The 4948-nt window shown below is 44.0% G+C and carries 6 protein-coding genes; 3 read left to right on the top strand and 3 right to left on the bottom strand.

The window, feature by feature from the left end; genetic code table 11:
- Positions 1-18: 18 nt before the first annotated feature.
- The 3 genes from AB5Y80_RS00330 to AB5Y80_RS00320 all read right to left on the bottom strand — a co-directional run bounded on the left by AB5Y80_RS00330 (position 19) and on the right by AB5Y80_RS00320 (position 2350).
- Positions 19-1172 (bottom strand): IS3-like element ISAeca4 family transposase gene (locus tag AB5Y80_RS00330; protein WP_139739419.1). Its coding sequence is split into 2 segments (ribosomal slippage): positions 19-935 and positions 935-1172, totalling 1155 coding nucleotides; the frame shifts between segments, so codons are not numbered across the junction.
- A 127-nt stretch (positions 1173-1299) separates the two neighbouring features.
- Positions 1300-1656 (bottom strand): hypothetical protein, encoded by a 357-nt coding sequence (locus AB5Y80_RS00325; RefSeq protein ID WP_368172386.1) that lies wholly within the window; start codon positions 1654-1656, stop codon positions 1300-1302.
- 469 nt (positions 1657-2125) lie between these two features.
- Entirely contained in the window at positions 2126-2350 is a 225-nt protein-coding gene (locus tag AB5Y80_RS00320; protein ID WP_368172385.1) for a hypothetical protein, read from the bottom strand.
- A 214-nt stretch (positions 2351-2564) separates the two neighbouring features.
- Between AB5Y80_RS00320 and AB5Y80_RS00315 the strand changes: the two genes are divergently transcribed.
- From AB5Y80_RS00315 to AB5Y80_RS00305, 3 genes are all read left to right on the top strand, one after another.
- Positions 2565-4025, top strand: coding sequence for a hypothetical protein (locus AB5Y80_RS00315; RefSeq protein WP_368172384.1), 1461 nt, complete (start codon positions 2565-2567; stop codon positions 4023-4025).
- Positions 4026-4226: 201 nt separating this feature from the next.
- On the top strand, positions 4227-4481 hold the full coding sequence (locus AB5Y80_RS00310) for a helix-turn-helix domain-containing protein (protein WP_042047685.1): 255 nt from the start codon (positions 4227-4229) through the stop codon (positions 4479-4481).
- Positions 4481-4948 (top strand): HipA N-terminal domain-containing protein (locus AB5Y80_RS00305; RefSeq protein ID WP_368172383.1); only part of this gene is annotated, 468 nt, incomplete at its 3' end. The genes AB5Y80_RS00310 and AB5Y80_RS00305, both read left to right, overlap by 1 nt.

The following is a 4948-nucleotide window of genomic DNA, read 5'->3' as shown; positions in this document are numbered from 1 at the left end:
TGAATCGCCCCGGCTTCTCTAGACACTTTTGAGCCGTTCGAAATATTGCTTTTCACACTCTACTGGCGATAGCCCATTGTTGAAACTGTGCCGACGCTTGGGGTTGTAAAACATTTCAATGTAATCGAACACATCCTGCCGGGCCTCCTCCCGATCTGCATAGGTTTTACGTCGGATCCGCTCGCGTTTGAGGAGTTGGAAGAAACTCTCCGCCACCGCGTTATCATGGCAATTGCCACGTCTGCTCATGCTGGCCTTGAGCCGGTGCTCCCGCAAAAAATCCTGCCAGTCATAGCTGCTAAACTGGCTCCCTTGGTCAGAATGAACCAGCACTTCCTGCTCGGGTCGCCGTCGCCACACTGCCATCAGTAACGCGCTGATGGCCAACTCTCGGTCGATCCGTGGCCCCATTGACCAACCAATGACTTGTCGTGAAAACAAATCCAATACCGCGGCCAGATAGAGCCAGCCTTCATGGGTTCGAATATAAGTGATGTCCGTTACCCAGACCTTATTTGGCTCAGTCACATCGAACTGGCGTTCAAGATGATTCGGTGCAACCACCGTTGGCCGGCCACCATAATGACCGGGACGGCGACGATAACCGGTTTGTGAACGCAAACCTTCATGACGCATTAATCGCGCCACCCGGTGTTTCCCACAGGTCTCGCCCATCTCTCGCAGGTCATCCCGGATCTTGCGATAGCCATAGACGCCCCCGCTTTCTAGCCAACATTGCTTGATCTGGCCCAGGAGGCGTTGGTCTTCAAGTGCGCGGGCAGATAAAGGCTGGTGCTGCCAGGCGTAATAACCGCTCGGGTGGACATTCATCATCCGACACAGTCGGCGGATGGGATGTGTGGACGCGTGCACCCGGATGAAGGCGTACCTTACCCTGACAGCTTGGCAAAGTACGCGGCGGCCTTTTTTAAGATATCTCGCTCATCGGTGACGCGGCGCAGTTCAGCCTTGAGGCGCCGAATTTCGGCTTGCTGGCTGGAGTCATGCTGTTGCTGCACGGCGGGCTGGCTGTAGCGCCTGATCCAGGCGTAAAGACTGTGGCTGGAAACACCAAGTCGCTCAGCGACCTCTGCCACTGGGTAATGGCGCTCAGTCACCTGCTTGACGGCGGCCAGTTTGAATTCTTCCGTGTAACGTTGCTGCTTGCTCATAACACCTCCTGATTGACCTCAGTTTGAGGCTCTTGAGGTGTCTAGGAAAGTAGGGGCGATTCAGTTTCAACAATGGGCTATCGCCAGTAGAGTGTGAAAAGCAATATTTCGAACGGCTCAAAAGTGTCTAGAGAAGCCGGGGCGATTCAAACTTCAAATCCGCACCTTCACCAATAGGTAGCTTTTGAGTTGTCTTTGAGTATTTAAGCAAAGTTGGCAACGATTCCCGATTTACTGGATGGAAGCCAAAGTAGGAAAGCCACAAAGCCGGGCTTTGAGACGAGCCATCTTTCGACTCACCGAACAGGTCAGCAGCCAAACTGCGACGCAGCAGGTTACTGGAAGTTACGTACAAAAACCTAGGAATGCGGCACCATACCAACCAGTAATCCTGTATCGAATGACAAAATAGCTGAACCAAATATGAAACCTGACGGTAATGTCCTTCATAAATTGTTCGACCAGACAAGACATGCTCAATCATCGAGATTCTTTGGCTGTTTCTTTTACTTCTGTTAAGCAGAGTAGATTATCGGGATACCATAAATCGTATATATATTTAACAAACACCTATCCCGTTACTCTTTGTCACTGTGGATATAAATATCCCTCTATTGCCAAAATGAGAATCAATGCTTGCAGGAATAGGTATATCATGTCGCTGATGTATATCAACGTCCCTAGTCAAAAAATATCAAATAAAAACTCTATTAAGAAAAGAGATGTGCAATAACGCCTGTTGTAGCTCCCTACAAATCAGCTTATGGTGATACCAAATAAATTTCTGTGGGATACATAATAGTAGTCCCAGTCATCTCACAGAGATCACTGAGACTAAGAAAGATGCGAACAAGTCATATCGTAAAAAGAGCCAACTTATAACCTATTGATATTAAATGGATAAGATTTTAATTTTTCATGAGGTAGTTGTTCGCACCGTCCCTAAAGCCTCCTTAATTTTCAACAGAGCCAATGATCTTAAACAGCGTTTCATCGTTAAACATCAATTCAGCGCGCCCAACAGCACTGAGAGCACGCAGTTGCTGAGGAGTATTCATTTTGGCCATTGCTCTAGTGACATGGGCTGTAGTGGCCTGGTTCACTTTTAACGCCAGCTCATAGTCATGGCGAGCTAACGACTCATCTGTGAATATATGAATACCTACGTTGTTACTCATAGCCTTCTCCAATTTAGTTTCAAAAAGTCATTTTTATAGTGGTTAGCTATGGCGAATTTGCCTGTATCCCCTACCACTAAACCTCACTTTAAGGATGATCAAACAGAAATAAACTACTTTTTTTACATGAAAAAAAAGTGTTTTATTGGTTAGTTGATTCACTTAGAATTTAGTGCGATGTTCGATACCCTATAGGCATAAGCTGATGAATAATATGAGAGAAGAACGCAATCTGAGCGCACTTGCGGAAGTGAGGAATATAGTAGCTCAGGAGATATATAAAATATCTGTAATTAAACAATACCCGGAGGAGTATCTTCGTATAGTTGAACTCTACATAAGTATCTCTAATAAATTTTCCTCTGCAGGGTTCTCAGAGGAGAGCGAAAACATTTATCTTTATAAAAGAGCTTTGGTTAACCACGTAGTCGAGGAAAGAGGCGCTTCCGAATGGAGTGAATATCTTTTCCCATTGATCAAAGAGATTGCAGAGGACAATTACGAAACCAAAAACGAAACAATAGTCGCGCTTAAAGGAATATCATCTGAAATATTGATGGAATACAAAGAATTCAATACTGCCATACCTCATAAATATCCTCCTGAGTTGCTGTTAGAGTGGATTGAATACGTAGAACTATATGGTTTTTATCACCAAGAAAATTATGGAATAAAGCGTAGAAGAGAAAAGGTAAAAGATAATTTATCGTTTTGCGAAGCAGGAAACTACATGACTGTAATTTCAACCCACCCAGTACCTATAAATATAATAAAACCATACTCACATGGGCCTTTTTTTGAAATATATAGTTCTACCGAAAAACTCAAGATCCCACTTGATGCCGTCAGTAAGGATTCAAACAAAATCCAATTTGATATTAGTGATCCTCTTGATAGTAAAAAACTCGATATTAAATTAATGATGGAACAAGCAGAAGATATTGATGAGGTGGAAATTATAACTGATTTGAATTTATCTATTAACTTGCGAGACCCTATCTCACCGAATGATTTGGAGATAGTAATAGCTGCACTTCGTGCTCATGCATCTTTTGCACAGTATAAAAATTCAAATTCTCATAAAATACTTGCATCCACACCAGAGGAAATAAATCATGCATTTGGTTATGAGACTTTGCCCGTACCAAGTTATGGTGAGCGGCAATTACTTAGCAGTGCAAAAGAACCCAAAATATTAACGTTCAAGGAAGCCTTAAATCTTTTATCAGGATTATGTCTTCTACAAAAGACGAGCCTCCGATCTAATAATAAATCAGGCATTCATTACTTTACGTGGAATAAAAGAAAACATACAAATATAAATACCGAAGCTGACCTCCTTGCTATTTATCTTAATGATAGATTTAAATCTGGAGAAAATGAAAAAAATGAACCATATGTTACAAAAAGCGATCGTATTAAAAAAGGGTATGTGAAAATTATAGCACATATGAGCCATCACATTGATTCATTTCAAAAGAAACGAGTTCAGTTTAACGTCACCTTGAATGCTCAGCAGCGATTAGCATTAAAAAATGCACCTAGTGTCACTTTAGATGAACTGCATCCTGATGACATTGAATTGGCCGAAAAAAAACTGATATCGCATCAAAAACAGGGGCGAAATGCTTCGATTAAGCTTAGGAAAAATGGAAGCTTTGTCATAACGTGGTGACTCCAATCAAAAATTTTTGTATCGATTAAAACAGCTAAATAGTTGAATTAGAATAAAAAGCTACACTATAAACGATGGGGAAGAAATCTTAGATACCGAGTTTGACGTGTAAATGATGTTTACCCTCTATAGCAGGTAAGCATTGATATACCTGTCGTAGCGTGTAAATTGGAAGAATGCACGCGACCAGGTAATCGAATCATGAAAGTAACCAGCGCTAAGCAGCTGAGCGCCTGTATCAAGGATGCCAGGCTTTCTCAAAAACTCTCTCAAGGCAAAGTGGCCGAGAAAGTGGGGATTAGGCAAGACACAGTCTCCAGCTTCGAGCTCAATCCTGAGTCCACCAAGCTGGAGACCCTGTTCAAGATCCTCGCGGCACTCGAATTGTCACTGGACATCAAACCCCGCAATGAATCATCCGATAGTCCGGCATCTGGCTGGAAGGAGGAGTGGTAATGGCCAATCTGGCTGTCTATATGAACGGCTATCGGGTAGGCACATTCACCAAAACTACCAGCGGCGCCCATCAATTTCAGTACCATGAGTCATGGCTAGCACAACCGGGCAGCCGTCCGCTCTCACTCTCCATGCCATTGCGCCATCAGCCCTACCGGGGCGATGAAGCCTATAACTTCTTCGATAACCTGCTGCCAGATAATGCAGAGGTGAGGAACAGGGTTGTTGCACGCTATCAAGCGGAATCAACCCAGCCCTTCGATCTGCTCAGTTGCATTGGTCAGGATAGCGTAGGGGCATTACAGCTGGTTACCGAAGGGCACGATGTTCCAGATGTCAGGCGAATCGACTACAAGGCCCTTTCCGATGACAAGCTCGAGCAGATCCTGACCAGCTACAAATCAGGAATCCCTTTGGGGATGGTCAGGGAGCAAGAGGAGTTCCGGATCTCTATCGCCGGGGCGCAA

It is taken from the genome of Aeromonas sp. R2-1 (assembly GCF_040908425.1).
Taxonomy (GTDB): Bacteria; Pseudomonadota; Gammaproteobacteria; order Enterobacterales; family Aeromonadaceae; genus Aeromonas; species Aeromonas caviae.
Note: the sequence above shows the minus strand (reverse complement) of the source record. Positions and strands in the feature narration are given on the sequence as shown.